The sequence below is a fragment of the Streptomyces pathocidini genome, from assembly GCF_001418495.1.
GTDB classification, from domain to species: Bacteria; Actinomycetota; Actinomycetes; order Streptomycetales; family Streptomycetaceae; genus Streptomyces; species Streptomyces pathocidini.
This window is the reverse complement of the sequence record NZ_LIQY01000009.1, coordinates 1-14,865: the sequence shown is the minus strand read 5'-3', so window position 1 is coordinate 14,865 and position 14,865 is coordinate 1. Positions and strand designations below refer to the sequence as shown.

Annotated in this window: 13 protein-coding genes; 5 read left to right on the top strand and 8 right to left on the bottom strand. The window is 71.3% G+C overall.

The genetic code is table 11. The features are described 5' to 3' along the window. Window positions 1-708: 708 nt before the first annotated feature. Together trpS and AOK16_RS00690 are read left to right on the top strand one after the other, a co-directional pair. Window positions 709-1,746 (top strand): tryptophan--tRNA ligase, encoded by a 1,038-nt coding sequence (trpS, locus tag AOK16_RS00695; RefSeq protein ID WP_055470223.1) that lies wholly within the window; start codon window positions 709-711, stop codon window positions 1,744-1,746. Window positions 1,747-2,004: 258 nt separating this feature from the next. Further along, window positions 2,005-2,493 (top strand): hypothetical protein, encoded by a 489-nt coding sequence (locus AOK16_RS00690; RefSeq protein WP_055470222.1) that lies wholly within the window; start codon window positions 2,005-2,007, stop codon window positions 2,491-2,493. 57 nt (window positions 2,494-2,550) lie between these two features. Here the strand turns inward: AOK16_RS00690 and proC are convergent, their stop codons facing one another. From proC to AOK16_RS00675, 3 genes are all read right to left on the bottom strand, one after another. Then, window positions 2,551-3,360: a pyrroline-5-carboxylate reductase gene (gene proC, locus AOK16_RS00685; protein WP_055470225.1), complete on the bottom strand. Its 810-nt coding sequence runs from the start codon at window positions 3,358-3,360 to the stop codon at window positions 2,551-2,553. Between the two features lie 247 nt (window positions 3,361-3,607). Next, window positions 3,608-4,345, bottom strand: a complete 738-nt coding sequence (locus AOK16_RS00680; protein WP_055470221.1) for an ABC transporter permease — start codon at window positions 4,343-4,345, stop codon at window positions 3,608-3,610. Beyond that, on the bottom strand, window positions 4,342-5,184 hold the full coding sequence (locus AOK16_RS00675; RefSeq protein WP_079100910.1) for an ABC transporter ATP-binding protein: 843 nt from the start codon (window positions 5,182-5,184) through the stop codon (window positions 4,342-4,344). The genes AOK16_RS00680 and AOK16_RS00675 overlap by 4 nt, the downstream gene beginning before the upstream one ends. A 75-nt stretch (window positions 5,185-5,259) precedes the next feature. Between AOK16_RS00675 and AOK16_RS00670 the strand changes: the two genes are divergently transcribed. Then, the gene (locus AOK16_RS00670) at window positions 5,260-6,684 is read left to right on the top strand and encodes a M1 family metallopeptidase (protein ID WP_240483306.1); all 1,425 of its coding nucleotides are present in this window, start codon (window positions 5,260-5,262) and stop codon (window positions 6,682-6,684) included. A 251-nt stretch (window positions 6,685-6,935) separates the two neighbouring features. Here the strand turns inward: AOK16_RS00670 and AOK16_RS00665 are convergent, their stop codons facing one another. Further along, window positions 6,936-7,460 (bottom strand): hypothetical protein, encoded by a 525-nt coding sequence (locus AOK16_RS00665; RefSeq protein ID WP_055470219.1) that lies wholly within the window; start codon window positions 7,458-7,460, stop codon window positions 6,936-6,938. A 216-nt stretch (window positions 7,461-7,676) separates the two neighbouring features. Here AOK16_RS00665 and AOK16_RS00660 point away from each other — a divergent pair, with 216 nt between their 5' ends. Further along, complete coding sequence (locus AOK16_RS00660; protein ID WP_055470218.1) at window positions 7,677-8,888, top strand: L,D-transpeptidase; 1,212 nt, start codon at window positions 7,677-7,679, stop codon at window positions 8,886-8,888. A gap of 136 nt (window positions 8,889-9,024) precedes the next feature. Here the strand turns inward: AOK16_RS00660 and ilvD are convergent, their stop codons facing one another. From ilvD to AOK16_RS00640, 4 genes are all read right to left on the bottom strand, one after another. Then, window positions 9,025-10,875: a dihydroxy-acid dehydratase gene (ilvD, locus tag AOK16_RS00655; RefSeq protein ID WP_055470217.1), complete on the bottom strand. Its 1,851-nt coding sequence runs from the start codon at window positions 10,873-10,875 to the stop codon at window positions 9,025-9,027. 309 nt (window positions 10,876-11,184) lie between these two features. Continuing rightward, window positions 11,185-11,796: a TetR/AcrR family transcriptional regulator gene (locus AOK16_RS00650; protein WP_055470216.1), complete on the bottom strand. Its 612-nt coding sequence runs from the start codon at window positions 11,794-11,796 to the stop codon at window positions 11,185-11,187. Between the two features lie 25 nt (window positions 11,797-11,821). Then, window positions 11,822-12,646, bottom strand: coding sequence for a sugar phosphate isomerase/epimerase family protein (locus tag AOK16_RS00645; protein WP_205627602.1), 825 nt, complete (start codon window positions 12,644-12,646; stop codon window positions 11,822-11,824). A 95-nt stretch (window positions 12,647-12,741) separates the two neighbouring features. After that, on the bottom strand, window positions 12,742-13,674 hold the full coding sequence (locus AOK16_RS00640) for a Ppx/GppA family phosphatase (RefSeq protein WP_055470214.1): 933 nt from the start codon (window positions 13,672-13,674) through the stop codon (window positions 12,742-12,744). A 164-nt stretch (window positions 13,675-13,838) separates the two neighbouring features. On the opposite strand from AOK16_RS00640, the gene AOK16_RS00635 reads away from it, so the two are divergent. After that, complete coding sequence (locus tag AOK16_RS00635) at window positions 13,839-14,642, top strand: DUF3109 family protein (RefSeq protein WP_398718250.1); 804 nt, start codon at window positions 13,839-13,841, stop codon at window positions 14,640-14,642. Window positions 14,643-14,865 lie beyond the last annotated feature (223 nt).

Genomic DNA, 14,865 nt, shown 5'->3' with positions numbered 1-14,865 from the left:
CCAAAACGGAAGGACTTTTCAAAGGAACCTCGCCCCAGACCATCACGGCCCGGAGACGGGGTATCAACATATCTGGCGTTGACTTTTGGCACGCTGTTGAGTTCTCAAGGAACGGACGCTTCCTTCGTACTCACCCTCTCGGGCTTTCCTCCGGGCTTCCCTTCGGTGTCTCCAACCTTACCAGATCCGTTTTCCGTTCCGTTTCCGGCCCGAATTTTCAGATCCAGCCCCCTGTTGGAGCGGAGTTTTCGCTTGCGCCTTCCGGCGTGACCGCCACGTTAGCGGATTTCCCATCAGACTCATAATCGAGTCTTCCGAATCGAATTCCGGCACGCCAAAATCGACCCCAAAGGGATATCACGCAAGAAGAGGTTTGCCGCCGGCGCGGCTCAAAGCGCTGCCCTCGGAACCTCGCGGCCCCGTGGCAACTCGAAGGACACTACACGATGCCGGTGGGTGTTCCAAACCGGCCCCGCATCCGTCTCGTACCGCTCAAACCTGTGCCTCGTACGCGTACGCGCGTTAGAGTCGGCGGCATGACCAAGCATGCGCTCACGCTTCTCTGGTGGGCCGCCTGACGGCGGCCCGGACCAGCGCATGCAGCTGTACGGCCGCCGCTCCCGGCGGCCGTTCGCGTATCTGCACTCCGCAGCTCACCCCGGTCGGCCGAAGGACGCGGCGGTCCCGAGACTGTGGAGACGAGACGAGATGGCGCGGACGACGCGGATCTTCAGCGGGATCAAGCCCACCGGGCATCTGACACTGGGCAACTACCTCGGGGCCGTGCGGCGCTGGGTGGACGAGGACCAGCACCGGGCCGACGCGCTGTTCTGCGTCGTCGATCTGCATGCGCTGACCGTGGCGCACGACCCCGCTCGCGTACGGCGGCTGAGCAGGCAGGCCGCGAGTCTGCTGCTGGCGGCGGGGCTCGACCCCGAACGGTGCACCGTGTTCGTGCAGAGTCATGTGGACGAGCACACGCGGCTGGCGTACCTGCTGGAGTGCACGGCCACGGACAGCGAGATGCGGCGGATGATCCAGTACAAGGAGAAGGCCGCGCGCGAGCGGGGCGGGGGCGACGGAGTGCGGCTCTCGCTCCTTACCTATCCGGTGCTCATGGCGGCGGACATCCTGGCGTACGGCACGGACGAGGTGCCGGTCGGGGACGACCAGACGCAGCACGTCGAGCTGACGCGGGATCTCGCGCGGCGGTTCAACGAGCGGTACGGGCAGGTGTTCACCGTGCCCAGGGCCACGCCCCCGGCAGTCGCCGCGCGGGTCATGGACCTCCAGGACCCCGCGTCGAAGATGGGGAAGTCGCACGCGGAGACGTCGGGCATCGTCTACCTGCTGGATGAGCCGGATGTGGTCCGGCGGAAGATCATGCGCGCGGTGACGGACAGCGGAAGCGTCGTCGCGTACGACCGGGAGGCGCAGCCCGGGGTCTCGAATCTGCTGGATGTGCTGGCGGCGTGCTGGGGCGGTGGCGTGCGGCCCGATGAGGTGGCCGGGCGGTTCGGGTCGTACGGCGCGTTGAAGAAGGAGACGGCCGACGCGGTGGTCGAGCTGCTGCGGCCGGTGCGGGAGCGGCATGCGGAGATCAGCGCGGATCCGGAGTACGTGGACGGGGTGCTCGCTGCGGGGGCGGAGCGGGCCCGGCAGTTGGCGCGGCCGCGGGTGGACTCGGCGTATCGGGCGATCGGGCTGATGCCCGCGCTGGGAACCTCGCGGGTGCGAGCGGTGTAAGAGAAGTGGAAGGGCGCTCACGGGGAGCGCCCTCCGCTGAGGGGGGTGCGTCGTGAGGCTCGGCCGTTCTTTGAGGCCTGCTTTGAGGCCTGCTTTGAGACTTGGTCGTTCTTTTGGCTGGGGAGAGGTGGCCATTCGGCTGTTTTGCGCCTGTTTCGTGGGTTCTAGCGTGTTGGGCGGTTCTGTTTTCGTCCGGCAACTGACAGCTGGGGTGCCCCTATGCGTTTCGTTCTCTCACGTTCTGTGGGGCGAGCCGCTGTGGTCGCAGCCGTCGCCGCCGGGCTTCTCACGGGGCCCGCGATCTCCGCCTTCGCCTTCACGGCGGATCATCAGGGAATCAGGAACTGCGAGGCGTCGACTGCGTTGCTGCGGGCTCGGGTGCTGGACCGGGTGAATGCCGAGGCCTTGGAAGAGGTCTCCCGGCTCAAGGCGGGCAAGCCGCCTCGGGACGAGGCCGGGCAGCGGGAGGGCGCGCGGCGGCGCGTGATCGAGCTGGAGCACCGGTTGGGGTCGAGCCTTCGACTGTCGGACGAGCTGCACCAGGTGGCCGACGGGCTGCCCCCGGTGGCCGGCGGACTACACCAGGTGACCGGCGGGAATACGGCAACCGCTGACGGCGCCGGCGCCCCGCCGAAGCTCGCCGCGACCGGAGGGGTCGAGGAGCGCGCGGTCGCCCTGCTCGGGGGCGCGGCCGTGGCGATGATCGGTGTCGGCGGACTGCTGGTGCCGCTTCACCGCCGGGGCTGAGCCGTACGAAACCGCCCGGGGCTGAGCCGTTTTACGAGATCGTCGGCTCCCGTGGTGTCAGCCGTTGCCTGAGGCCAGTTCGCGGCTGCGGTCGCGGGCGGCTTCCAGGGCGGCGATGAGGGCGGCTCGTACGCCGTGGCTCTCGAGTTCGCGGATGGCGTTGATCGTGGTGCCCGCGGGGGAGGTGACCGCTTCACGGAGTTTGACCGGGTGTTCGCCACTGTCGCGCAGCATGACGGCAGCCCCGATGGCGGCCTGGACGATCAGGTCGTGGGCCTTGTCGCGGGGCAGTCCGAGGAGGATGCCGGCATCGGTCATGGCCTCGACGAGGAAGTAGAAGTACGCGGGGCCCGAGCCGGAGAGGGCGGTGGCCGCGTCCTGTTGGGCCTCGGGGACCCGGAGGGTCTTGCCGACCCCGCCGAAGATCTCCTCGGTGTGGGCGAGATGTTCGGCGGTGGCGTGGCTTCCCGCCGAGATGACGGACATGGCCTCGTCGACCAGGGCGGGGGTGTTGGTCATGACGCGGACGACGGGGGTTCCGGCGGCCAGGCGCTCTTCGAAGTACGCGGTGGGGATGCCGGCCGCACCACTGATGACCAGGCGATCGGAGGGGACGTGTGGGGCGAGTTCGTCAAGGAGGGTGCCCATGTCCTGGGGCTTGACGGTGAGGATGAGCGTGTCGGCGGACTTGGCGGCCTCGGTGTTGGCGACGGCCTCGACGCCGTAGCGGCCGCGGAGTTCCTCGGCGCGTTCGGGACGGCGGGCCGTGACCATGAGGTCGGACGGAGACCAGCCGCCGCGAATCATGCCGCTGAGCAGGGCCTCGCCGATCTTGCCGGTGCCGAGTACGGCGACCTTCTGCGTCATGGTGGCGCTCACCTCATCCGGGGCCGGTGCGGGACGCGCGCGGGGGCGCGCGGGGGTGGATCTGTGCGGTCCATCCTGGCACTTGACCGGTGGTCACGGCGAAGCGATGGGGCTGGTGTGGTCACACCGGGTCCGGCCCGGACCCGGTGTGCGGGCCCGGGGATCGGTTTCGGCTCGGCGATCCATTGCGGATTCGGCGATCGGTTTCGGGTTGCGGCGGCCGGTCCCGGTTCGGCGCCCGTGAACGTCAGGGCGTGCGGCGGCGGAGGGTGGCCGCGCCCAGGGTGAGGACCAGGAGGGCGATGCCCGCAACGATGACGGTGTCGCGGACGAAGTCGCCCGAGACGGAGGCGTGGTGGAGGACCTCGTTCATGCCGTCGACCGCGTACGACATGGGCAGGACGTTCGAGATCGCCTCCAGGACGGGCTGCATCGTGTCGCGGGGTGCGAACAGACCGCACAGCAGGATCTGCGGGAAGATCACCGCCGGCATGAACTGCACCGCCTGGAACTCGGAGGCGGCGAACGCGGAGACGAACAGGCCGAGGGCCGTACCGAGCAGGGAGTCCAGCAGCGCGACGAGGAGGAGCAGCCATGCCGAGCCCGCGATGTCGAGATCAAGCGCCCAGACCGCCAGGGCGGTGGCGGCGGAGGCCTGGAGGATGGCCAACAGGCCGAAGGCCAGGGCGTATCCGAGGATCAGGTCGGCCTTGCCCAGGGGCATCGAGAGCAGCCGCTCCAGGGTGCCCGAGGTGCGCTCGCGCAGGGTGGCGATCGAGGTGACCAGGAACATCGTCACCATCGGGAAGATCCCGAGGAGGGAGGCGCCGATGCCGTCGAAGGCCTGTGGGCTGGCGTCGAAGACGAAGTAGAGCAGCAGGAGCAGCGCGCAAGGGACGATCAGCAGCAGGGCGATCGTGCGCGGGTCGTGGCTGAGCTGCCGCAGGACGCGGCGGGCGGTGGCGAGGGTGCGGGAGATGTTCATCGGGTGGCTTCTTCCTGCTGCTTCGCGGCGTCCACGAGGTGGAGGAAGGCGTCCTCGATCGTGTCGGTTCGGGTGTGCCCGCGGAGGGCGTCCGGGGTGTCGTCGGCGAGGATCCGGCCCGACCGCATCAGCAGCAGTCGCTCGCAGCGGTCGGCCTCATCCATGACGTGGGAGGAGACGAGGAGGGTGGTGCCGCGCTCGTCGGCGAGGCGGTGGAAGAGGTTCCAGAGGTCGCGGCGGAGTACGGGGTCGAGGCCGACCGTGGGCTCGTCCAGGACCAGGAGTTCGGGGGTGCCGAGCAGGGCGACCGCCAGGGAGACGCGGGAGAGCTGGCCGCCGGATAGGTTCCCGGCGAGTGCGTCGGCGTGGCCTGTGAGGTCGACCTCGGTGAGGGCCCGGTCGACCTGGGCGCGCCGGTCGGAGCGGTTCAGCCACGGGTCGAGGATCGAGGAGAAGTAGTCGAGGTTCTGGCGGGCGGTCAGGTCCAGGTAGACGGAGGGCGCCTGGGTGACGTACCCGAGGCGGGAGCGCAGGGCGGCGGATCCGGCCGGGCGGCCGAGCACATCGAGGGTGCCGGTGACCTTGGCCTGCGTTCCGGCGATGGCCCGCATCAGGGTCGACTTGCCGCAGCCGCTGGGTCCGAGGAGGCCGGTGACCTGGCCGCGGTGGATGTCGAAGTCGAGGGAGTCGAGGACGGTGCGGCCGCCGCGGACGACGCCGAGGCCGCGGGCGCGGATGGCCACGGGGCGGGTGCCCTCCGGCCCGGTGCCGCTCTGCGCGCTCTGGGTGCCGAGGCCCGTGAGAGTGGGGTCGGCGCCCCCAGGGGATTTATTCATCATGCGTTGAATAATGCTCTCCCCGAGGCGGCGCAGTCAAGGCGGGGGACTGTGGCGCGGGCGCCTAGGGTCGGGTTCGTGAGCCACTTGCTGCCGAGGCCGCCCGGCCGGTCCCGCCCCCGCCGCCTGTCCGCCGCGGCGGGAATCGCCGCCGCTCTCCTGGCCGCCTCCTGCACGGGCGGCGGCTCCGGCCAGGCCGCCTCGGGAGCGCGCAGCGCCGGGGATCCGCTCTTCCCCGAGTTGGGGAACGGCGGCTACGACGTGACGCACTACGCCCTGCGGCTCGACTACGACGTCCCGTCCCGCCGCCTGGACGCCACGGTCACCGTCACCGCCCGCGCCACCCAGTCCCTGCGCGGCTTCAGCCTCGATCTCGCAGGCATGAACGTCCGGAGCGTGACCGTCGAGGGGCGGAAGGCCCAAGTCGTCCGGCAGGGCGGGAAGTTGGTCGTCCGGCCGTCGCGGCCCGTGGCGGACGGGGCCGAGTTCCGTACGACGGTCGACTACCACGGCCGGCCGCGGACGCTCACCGATCCCGACGGCTCGACGGAAGGGTGGGTGCCGACCGATGACGGGGCGTTCGTGGTCGGGGAGCCCGCCGGGGCGATGACCTGGTTCCCGGGCAACAACCACCCGAGCGACAAGGCGGCGTACGACGTCGAGATCACTGTGCCGGAGGGCTGGACCGCCCTGTCCAACGGCGAGTTGCGCGACCAGCGCACCCGGCACGGCCGCACGACCTTCCGCTGGCACAGCGGGGAGCCGATGGCGAGCTATCTCGCGACCGCAACCATCGGCAGGTTTCAGGTCAACCGGTCACGGACAGCGGACGGGCTGCCCCTGCTGGTCGCTGTCGACCCCCGCGAGGCGGCGGCGAGCCATCAACCCCTGAGCCGGATCGGGGAGATCCTGGAATGGGAGACCGAGGTTTTCGGCCCGTACCCCTTCTCGTCCTCGGGAGCGGTCGTCGACCATCGGCCGAAGGACGTCGGGTACGCGCTGGAGGTCCAGACGAAGCCGGTCTTCCCCGGGGCGCCCGACCACTCCACGCTGGTGCACGAGTTGGCGCACCAGTGGTTCGGTGACTCGGTCACGCCCAAGAGCTGGCGCGACATGTGGCTGAATGAGGGCTTCGCGACGTACGCGGAGTGGCTGTGGCGGGAGCGGCACGGCGAGGAGTCGGCGCAGACGGCCTTCGACGCGGCATACGCGAAGGGCGGGCGGGAGCCCGTGTGGGCGTTCCCGCCCGGGGACCCCGGCAGTGCGAAGAACATCTCGGGCGACCCGGTCTACGAGCGGGCGGCCATGCTGCTGCACCAACTGCGTCGCACCGTGGGCGAGAAGACCTTCTTCCGCATCCTCAAGGAGTGGCCCGCGGAGCACCGGCACGGGAACGCCGACGCCCGTGACTTCATCGCCTTCTGCGAACAGCGTTCGGGCAAGGACCTGAGCAGGCTGTTCGACACCTGGCTGTACGGGAAGGGGCGCCCGGGGCGGTCGTGACACCGGCCGCGCGCCACCGGCGCGCGGACCGGCATCGCCGTCGCGCCGTCACCGCCCCCGTACAGCTACGGATCTCGCGCGGTTCCCGCATCCGCTCTCCCCTCCATCCGCGGGATTCTCCGGTGATATCCGCGGGATCCTCCGGCGGGCTCGGCCGCCGCTCAAGGCGAGCCGACGCAACGTCTCGGGTTCTCCCCGATGGGCCGGCTCTCCCCGATGGGCCGGCCCGGAGTCCGGTCGCCCGGGCCGGGTCAGCGGCGCTTGCGCTTCCTGCCGGCGTCGCGGGCGGCCGGGTTGCCCGCGCGGGTGGCGCGGCGCCGCTCGTGCAGCTCGCGCTCCCGCTCGTACTCGGCGCGGTGTAGCTTCTCGCCCGGGGCCTCCACCAGACTGCGGAAGAACCAGGCGAGCAGTACGCCGATGAAGCCGATCATCCGGATGCTCTGCATCGAGCGCTCGGCGGAGGCGTCGGCGCCCGAACCCGGGTCCCGGCGGCGCGTGAACCCGTCCCACGCACGCCGGAAGGCCATGGCGCTGCACGCGGCGAACATCACGATCACCAGCATGCTGACGAAGCCGCTGACGGCGGCGATGGCCAGGCCTTGGTACGCGAAGCGCAGCACGACGGCGCCGGCCGCGGCGGCGAGCAGTGAACCGGCGGCGACGGCGGCGCGGCGCAGGGCGTAGTTCCCGTCGTGGTCGACCCAGGTCGTGCCGAAGAACCGGATCGGTTCCGGCTGGGGGCCCTGGGGCCGCTCGGGCTGCTGCGCGTCACTCATGGTGTCGATTATCGCCCGGACCCGCGCGCCGCTTGCGCGCCGCCCGCACGCCATCCATGCCCCGCCGCGCACGCCGTCCGCACGCCGCTCGTACGCCCCGCCCGGGCCCCGGATAGCCGCCCCGTTGCCGAATTGGGTTCAACTCACCAGAACCGGAACGCCCTCGCGACCGTCTTGTCCGATGTCGTCCCCTCCGCACCCCAGGAAGGCAGCTCCATGCACGCACCCTCAGCCGCCCCGCGCACGCGCACGCGCCGCGCATCGGTCACCCGCGCCGTACCGGCCGCCGTCCTCGCCGTGGCGGGCGTCCTCGCGCTGTCGGCCTGCGGCGGAGCGGGCGGTGCGGGGTCCGCCGTGGCGAGCGAGCCCACGAAGGTGACCGTCGACCCGGGCAACGGCGCGAAGGGCGTCGAGCCGGGGCGGCAGATATCCGTCACCGCCAAGGGCGGTGAGCTGACCGCGGTCACCGTCACCGACGGCAGCGGCCACAAGGTCGCCGGGGCTCTCGCAGACCGCGGCACGACATGGCGGTCGGCCGGCCGGACCGCGCCCGGCGCCACGTACACCGTCCAGGCCCAGGCCAAGAACGACGACGGCGCGAAGTCCGGCTCGAAGGCTTCCTTCTCCACCGCGGCGGCCACGGACGCGAACACCAACAAGCTGACGCTCGCACCCGGCGCGGAGGGCGCGACGGCCGGCGTCGGGCAGCCGCTCTCGATCCGTTTCGACCACCCCGTGACCGACAAGGCCGCGGTGGAGCGCCAGTTGAAGGTCGACGCCGCCGGAACCGAGGGTTCCTGGGGATGGGTCAAGGACTTCGACGGCAGCGACCGCGTCGACTGGCGCCCCAGGACCTACTGGAAGCCCGGCACCAAGGTCTCCCTCAAGGCGGCCCTCAGCGGCGTCAGCAGCGGTGGCGGCCGCTACTTCGCCAAGGACTACGACGTCTCCTTCACGATCGGCCGCAGCCAGGTCGTCAAGGTCGACATCGCCGCGAAGCAGCTGACGCTGTACCGCGACGGCCAGTCCGTCAAGACCCTTCCCATATCCGCCGGCCGCCCCGCGAACGCGACCTGGAACGGGAAGATGGTCCTCATGGCCAAGGAGGGCACGATCCGGATGCGCTCCGAGACGGTCGGCCTGGGCAACGCTTACGACAAGATGGTCGACTACTCGATGAAGCTCAGCACCTCGGGCACGTACGCCCACGCCGCCCCCTGGAACGCGAGCAAGTTCGGCCGGGTCAACGACAGTTCCGGCTGCATCGGGATGAGCGACGCCGACGCCTCCTGGCTGTACGGGGAGCTGAACGTCGGCGATGTCTTCGAGGTCACCGGCTCGTCCGAGGGCACCATCGCGACGGGCAACGGCTTCGGCGACTGGAACGTGGACTGGGCGCAGTGGCAGGGGATGAGCGCCCTGAAGTAGCCCTCGCACCGCACATGAAAGCCGGCCTCGTACGAGATGAGGCCGGCTTTCATGTGTCCGTTTCAGCCCAGCTCCGCGTTCAGCTCAACCCGGCTCCGCGTTGAGCCCGGCTGTCCGCTGCAGCCCGGCTGCGCGTTCAGCCCAGCTTCGTAACGTCCCGGACCGCGCCCTTGTCCGCGCTCGTCGCCATCGCCGCGTACGCGCGCAGCGCCTGGGAGACCTTGCGGTCGCGGTTCCCCGGGGCGTAGGTCCCGCCGAGGGCGGCGCGGCGGGCGTCCAGCTCGGCCTCCGGGACGCGGAGTTCGATGGTGCGGCCGGGGATGTCGATGCGGATCAGGTCGCCGTCCTCGACCAGGGCGATCGTGCCGCCCGACGCCGCCTCCGGGGAGGCGTGGCCGATGGAGAGTCCCGAAGTGCCGCCGGAGAAGCGGCCGTCGGTGATCAGGGCGCAGGTCTTGCCGAGACCGCGGCCCTTGAGGAAGGACGTCGGGTAGAGCATCTCCTGCATGCCGGGGCCGCCCTTGGGGCCCTCGTAGCGGATGACGACCACGTCGCCGTCCTTGACCCGCTTGGCCAGGATCTTGTCGACGGCCTCCTCCTGGGACTCGCAGACGACCGCCGGGCCCTCGAAGGTCCAGATCGACTCGTCCACGCCGGCGGTCTTCACCACGCAGCCGTCCTCGGCGAGGTTGCCCTTGAGCACGGCCAGGCCGCCGTCCTTGGAGTACGCGTGCTCGACCGACCGGATGCAGCCGCCCTCGGCGTCCTCGTCCAGGGCCTCCCAGCGCTCGGACTGCGAGAAGGCCTCGGCGGACCGCACGCAGCCGGGCGCCGCGTGCCACAGCTCGACGGCCTCGGCGGAGGGCGAACCGCCGCGCACGTCCCAGGTCTTGAGCCAGTCGGCCAGGGAGGGGCTGTGCACCGAGTACACGTCCTCGTTGAGCAGGCCCGCCCGGTGCAGCTCGCCCAGGAGAGCGGGGATGCCACCGGCCCGGTGCACGTCCTCCATGTAGTACGTGCGGTCCTTGGCGACGTTGGGCGCGACCTTGGCCAGGCAGGGGACGCGGCGCGAGACGGCGTCGATCTCCGCCAGCCCGAACGGGACGCCCGCCTCCTGGGCGGCGGCCAGCAGGTGCAGGATCGTGTTGGTCGAGCCTCCCATGGCGATGTCGAGGGCCATGGCGTTCTCGAAGGCCGCGAAGGAAGCGACGCTGCGCGGCAGGACGGTCTCGTCGTCCTGCTCGTAGTAGCGCCGGGTGATGTCGACGACCGTGCGGGCCGCGTTCTCGTACAGCGCCTTGCGGGCCGTGTGCGTGGCGAGGACCGAGCCGTTGCCGGGGAGGGAGAGGCCGATGGCCTCGGTCAGGCAGTTCATGGAGTTGGCCGTGAACATGCCGGAACAGGAACCGCAGGTCGGGCAGGCGTTCTCCTCGATGCGGAGGATGTCCGCGTCGGAGATCTTGTCGTTGACGGCGTCCGAGATCGCGTCGACCAGGTCGAGCGTGCGGACGGTGCCGTCGACCAGCGTGGCCCGGCCGGACTCCATCGGCCCGCCCGAGACGAAGACCGTGGGGATGTTGAGGCGGAGGGCCGCCATCAGCATGCCCGGGGTGATCTTGTCGCAGTTGGAGATGCAGATCAGGGCGTCGGCGCAGTGCGCCTCGGCCATGTACTCCACGCTGTCCGCGATCAGGTCGCGGGAGGGCAGGCTGTAGAGCATGCCGCCGTGGCCCATGGCGATGCCGTCGTCCACCGCGATCGTGTTGAACTCGCGCGGCACCGCGCCCGCCGCCTTGACCGCCTCGCTGACGATCCGGCCGACCGGCTGGAGGTGCGTGTGGCCCGGCACGAACTCGGTGAAGGAGTTGGCGACCGCGACGATCGGCTTGCCGATGTCCTCGCCGGCTACACCGGAGGCCCGCATGAGGGCGCGGGCGCCCGCCATGTTGCGGCCGTGGGTGACAGTGCGGGACCTCAGCTCGGGCATCGTCGCTCGCTCCTTCTCGCAGTCATGACTCCTTACGAGCCTACGCCCCGACTCCAAGATCTGGACAACTTGTCCGGATGACGGGACACGAGGATCGGCCTTCGGTCACGGCCGGGTCGTGGACGTCGGTCACGAGCGCCACCAGGCCGTCCCGCCACCCCACCCTCCCGCACCGAGCGGGCACGGCGTACGAACAGCGTACGAGCGATCACTGCCGGCCCGAGACCAGCGGTCACTGCTCCGGCCGGAGACCAGCGGTCACTGCTCCGGCCGGAGACCGGCCGTCACCGCTCGGTCGGAAAGCAGCAGTCACTGCTCGGTCAGATACCGCTGAAGCGTCGGCGCCACCAGCGCGATGATGTCCTCGATGTCCGCCGTGGCCAGCGGCTCGACCTTCACCACGTACCGCAGCATCGCCACGCCCACCATCTGCGAGGCGGCCAGCTCGGCGCGGAACTTCGGATCGGGCACGTTCAGCTCGCCCGCCACCCGCTCCAGCAGCCGGCGCAGCACGAAGCCCCGGAAGACGGCGGCGGCCACGTCGTTGGTCAGCGCGGAGCGGAGGACCGCCACCAGCTGGGCGCGGGTGGCCGGGTTCTCCCAGATGCCGAAGAACGTGCGGGCCAGCCGCTCGCCGACCTCGTCCGTGCCCGCCAGCAGGACGTCCGGGACGTTCATCGCGGGCTCGAAGGACACCTCGATCGCCGCCCCGAAGACCTGTTCCTTGGTGCCGAAGTAGTGGTGGACGAGGGCCGGGTCCACGCCCGCGGCCTTGGCGATCCCGCGGATCGACGCCTTGTCGTAGCCGCGCGCCGCGAACTCCGCGCGGGCTGCCTCCAGGATCCGCTCGCGCGCGCCGGGACCGGCGCCCGCCTCCGTACGGGCGGGCCGGCCGCGCCTGCGCGGGGGGAGGGCGGTCACGGCCGCACCGCCCCTGGCGTCGCCGTCATGGCCTGCCCGCCCTCGTCGGGGAGGCGAAGTGCAGCCGCGTGAAGGCCAGCGCCTCCGCGAGGTCCGCCTCACGCTCGGCCGCGGACATCGCGCGGCGGGTGTTGACCTCGACCACCAGATGCCCGGAGAAGCCGTTCACCGCCAGCCGCTCCAGCAGCTCGGCGCAGGGCTGCGCGCCGCGCCCCGGCACCAGGTGCTCGTCCTTGCCGGAGCCACTGCCGTCCGCGAGGTGGACGTGCGCAAGCCGGTCGCCCATCAGGTCCACCATGTCCAGGGCGTCGGAGCGGGCCGTGGCGGTGTGCGAGAGGTCGATCGTGAAGTGCCGGTAGTCGTCCTTGGTGACGTCCCAGTCGGGGGCGTAGGCGAGCATCTCGCGGTCGCGGTAGCGCCACGGGTACATGTTCTCGACCGCGAACCGCACGCCCGTCTCGTCCGCCATCCGCCAGACGCCCTCGACGAAGTCCCGGGCGTAGGTGCGCTGCCACCGGAAGGGCGGGTGGACGACGACCGTGGAGGCGCCGAGCTTCTCCGCCGCGGACCTGGCCCGCTGGAGCTTGGTCCACGGGTCGGTGGACCACACCCGCTGGGTGACCAGCAGGCAGGGCGCGTGCACGGCCAGGATCGGTACGCCGTGGTAGTCCGAGAGGCGGCGCAACGCGACGATGTCCTGGCTCACGGGGTCGGTCCAGACCATGACCTCGACGCCGTCGTAGCCCAGGCGCGCGGCGACCTCGAAGGCCACCGCAGTCGACTCCGGGTACACGGAGGCGGTGGACAGCGCGACCTTCGCGTCCGGGATGCGCACCACTGGTTGAGCCACGGGAGACAGCGTACGGCGTGCCGAGCCCGGCCATTGGGCCCCGCCGCCGGGGTGCCGGGACGCCGCCGGGCGGTGGGCCCCCTGGCCGCGTACGCTCAGTCCTCCGGCAGGTGGTCGAGGCGCCGCAGGATGACCCCCTCGCGCAGCGCCCAGGGGCAGATCTCCAGGTCCTCGACGCCGAACAGGTCCATCGCGGCCTCGGCCACCAGCGCCCCCGCGAGCAGTTGCCGGGCCCGCCCCTCGGACACCCCGGGCAGCTCCGCGCGCTCCTCCGCCGTCATGGCGGCCAGCCGCGGGACCCACTCCTCCAGGGCGTTGCGGCTCAGCCGCCGTTCCACGTACAGCCCCTCGGCGGAGCGGGCGGCGCCCGCGATCCTGGCCAGCTGCTTGAAGGTCTTGGAGGTGGCGACGACGTGGTCCGGCGGGCCAAAGCGTGTGAACTCGCCCACAATCCGGGCGATCTGGGCCCGTACGTGCCGCCGCAGCGCCCTCAGGTCCACCGGATCGGGCGGATCCCCGGGCAGCATCGCGCTGGTCAGCCGGCCCGCGCCGAGCGGCAGCGACACCGCCTTGTCGGGCTCCTCGTCCAGCCCGTACGCGATCTCCAGCGAGCCGCCGCCGATGTCCAGGAGGAGCAGCCTGCCGCGGGACCAGCCGAACCAGCGGCGGGCGGCGAGGAAGGTCAGCCGCGCCTCCTCGTCGCCGGTGAGGACGTCGAGCCGGACACCGGTCTTGTCGGCGACCTGGGCCAGCACGGAGTCCGCGTTGGCCGCCTCGCGCACGGCGGAGGTGGCGAACGCCAGCACGTCCTCGACACCCTTGTCCTCGGCGGCCTCCAGGGCGTCCTGGATCGTGGCCGTCAGGGTGTCCACCCCTTCTGGGCCGATCGCCCCGTCCCCGTCGAGGAGTTCGGCCAGGCGCAACTCCGCCTTGTGGGAGTGCGCGGGCAGCGGGCGCGCGCCGGGGTGCGCGTCCACCACCAGCAGGTGGACCGTATTCGATCCCACGTCGAGGACACCGAGTCTCATACCCAGCAACCTACTGCCCCGGTGCGACACCGGGCGGCGAGTGAGCGGCTCCGGACAAGGCCGGAGCCCTTTACTCTGGGGGCGTGGCCAAGACCAAAAAGCCCAAGCAGGACAAAGCCAGGCAGGACAAAGCGACGAAGAAGCGCCGTGTGAAGGAGTCCCCGGTGCCCGCCCAGTCGCCGTACGGGGACCCCGCTGCCGAGCGGCCGGCGGCCCCGGCCACCGACGAGGTGGGGCTGGACTTCACGCGCGCGTGGGTGGAGTTTCCCGACCCCTCCGACGACGAGCAGGTCTTCCGCTGCGACCTGACCTGGCTCACCTCCCGCTGGACCTGCATCTTCGGCAGCGGCTGCCAGGGCATCCAGGCGGGCCGCGCCGCCGACGGCTGCTGCACGCTCGGCGCGCACTTCTCCGACGAGGACGACGAACGCCGCGTCGCCGGGCACGCGGCCCGGCTGACGCCGGAGATCTGGCAGTACCACGGCGTGGGCAACGCCACGGGCTGGACGGAGACCGACGACGACGGCGAGCGCCAGACCCGCCGCTACAAGGGCTCCTGCATCTTCCAGAACCGCCCCGGCTTCGAGGGCGGCGCGGGCTGCGCCCTGCACATCCTCGCCCTGCGCGAGGGCCGGGAACCGCTGGAGACCAAGCCGGACGTCTGCTGGCAGCTGCCGGTCCGGCGCACGTACGAGTGGGTGGACCGGCCGGACGACACCCGCGTCCTGGCCGTCTCGATCGGTGAGTACGACCGGCGCGGCTGGGGGCCGGGCGGCCACGACCTCCACTGGTGGTGCACCAGCGCCCGCTCGGCGCACGGGGCCGGGGAGCCGGTCTACGTCTCGTACCGCCCCGAACTCACCGAGCTCATGGGCAAGGCGGCCTACGACCACCTCGTGGAACTCTGCGAGGCGCGTATGGCCTCGCTTCTCCCGATGGCCCCGCACCCGGCGGATCCGGCTCCTTAGGAGGGGTGTTGGGGCCGCCTCTACGGGAAGGCGCCTCCATTAGGAGGGGCCTTCCCGGGACGTAGGAGGGGCTGCCCCGGGACGGCGGCGCTGCGGCCGACCCGTCTCCTAGGACACCGATCAGCCCGTCGGGCTCGCTGAGCCCGAGCCGTCGCTCCCCGAAGGGGTCGAGGACGGGGAGCCCGAGTTCTCCGTCTGCGTCGGAGTCGGCGTGGGGGTGGGT